Source organism: Moorena sp. SIO2C4, assembly GCF_010672485.1.
GTDB classification, from domain to species: Bacteria; Cyanobacteriota; Cyanobacteriia; order Cyanobacteriales; family Coleofasciculaceae; genus Moorena; species Moorena producens.
The window spans coordinates 1-1,685 of sequence record NZ_JAAHGN010001347.1 but is presented as its reverse complement, the minus strand read 5'-3'; the positions used below and the strand labels follow the sequence as shown (position 1 = coordinate 1,685).

Annotated in this window: 2 protein-coding genes; both read left to right on the top strand. The window is 39.2% G+C overall.

Annotation, left to right across the window (positions count from 1 at the left end; translation table 11 throughout):
• Positions 1 to 899 (top strand): sulfotransferase family protein (locus F6K20_RS37400; RefSeq protein WP_287298240.1); only part of this gene is annotated, 899 nt, incomplete at its 5' end.
• A gap of 138 nt (positions 900 to 1,037) precedes the next feature.
• Positions 1,038 to 1,616 carry a Uma2 family endonuclease gene (locus F6K20_RS37395; RefSeq protein ID WP_287267763.1) on the top strand — a complete coding sequence of 193 codons (579 nt, stop codon included), beginning with the start codon at positions 1,038 to 1,040 and terminating at the stop codon, positions 1,614 to 1,616.
• Positions 1,617 to 1,685 lie beyond the last annotated feature (69 nt).

Sequence of the window (1,685 nt, the reverse complement as noted above, 5' to 3'; positions counted from 1 at the left end):
CAAGCCAGACTGGGGCTATGGTGAAGCTGACGGCCCTGCAAAGTGGGGCGACATTAAAGCAGACTATGTGGTCTGCAAGACCGGCAAGGAACAGTCGCCGATTGCCAAACGCAGTTGCATCCAATCCCAACCTGGCCGAGGTTGACTGGAAACCTAAAAAAGAGCATGGTCCAGACTTCGTTATTATTGGAGCGGCCAGATCTGGTACATCTTCATTATATATGTATCTGAGTCGTTATCCACAAATTATGTCTCCTCATAAAAAAGAGTTAAATTTTTTCAGTAAATATTATAATCAAGGGATTGATTGGTATCTCGCCCATTTTCCATCCATTACCGACACTCCTAATTTTTTAGCTGGGGAAGCAAGCCCTAATTATTTTGACTGCACTGAATCTGCCCAACGGATGTTTCAGTTTTTCCCCAAGGTTAAGCTCATTGTTTTATTGAGAAATCCCGTTGATCGCGCCATCTCTTGTTACTATCACAATTTTTATCATGGTCGAGAAAAGCGCAGTCTAGAAGATGCCCTAGCTCTAGAAAAGCAACGACTGCAAACTTTAACCGAATCAGAGCTATTACAGACCGGGTATCGACATCCAAATAATTTGTTAGGAAGTCTTTACGTCTATAAGTTAAAACGATGGATGGAGATTTTTCCGAGAGAACAATTTTTAATAGTGAAGAGTGAAGACTTCTATAGCAATCCCAAGATTGTGATGAGTACCATCATTGCATTTTTGGGTTTATCTGATCAGAAGTTTTTTCAATACCCCAAATGCAATGGTAGGTCTTACACTCCCATTAGTCAAGACTTGAGACAAATGTTAACTGACTTCTTTCGACCTCATAATCAGAAGTTAGAAGAGTATTTAGGAATGTCATTTAATTGGGATTAGACTAAATAAAGTGGCTCTATTTACTAATGTCACCTGTTACTTAAATTAACATATTATTAAAAATAATATTGCCAAATATAATTAAAAAAATGTTATAATAAAAACTGTACCATTTAATTCAGTAATTGCGAGGGCCCCATGGTTAAAACCACCTCCAAACTCACTTTTGAGGAATATCTGGAATACGATGATGGCACAGATAATCGTTATGAGCTGTTTGATGGGGAGTTAGTAGAATTGCCGCCTGAGGGTGAACCAAACAATTGGATAGCAACTTGCCTAATGCTCCAATTAGCACAACTAATTAAACGCCGGTTAATTAAAACGCACAGTTGTGAATTACAAGTTCCAGGAAATCCTCAAAACCGCTATCCAGATTTAGTAGTAATTAGAGAAGAACATCTGATCCAAACCGAAAAACGCCTAACTATCACCCTTGATATGCTTCCCCCACAGTTTGTTGCTGAAGTAGTTAGCCCCTACAAAAACCAAAGGGATGAAAACTACCGACGTGATTATGTAGAGAAACTACAACAATACCAAGAAAGGGCTATTCCTGAATATTGGATTATTGACCCCCAAGAGCAATTAGTAACTGTGCTGGTGTTAAACAATGGTAGTTATGAAAAACAAGAATTTCGTGGTAATGAGCAGATTGTTTCCGAAACTTTCCGTGATTTTAAGTTTACCGCTTTACAGGTAATAAGTGCTAATTGATATAGCAGCTGCGTAGGGTGCGTTAGGGACGGCTCGCCCTGATATTACGTTTCGCAGTCAGTGTTGACA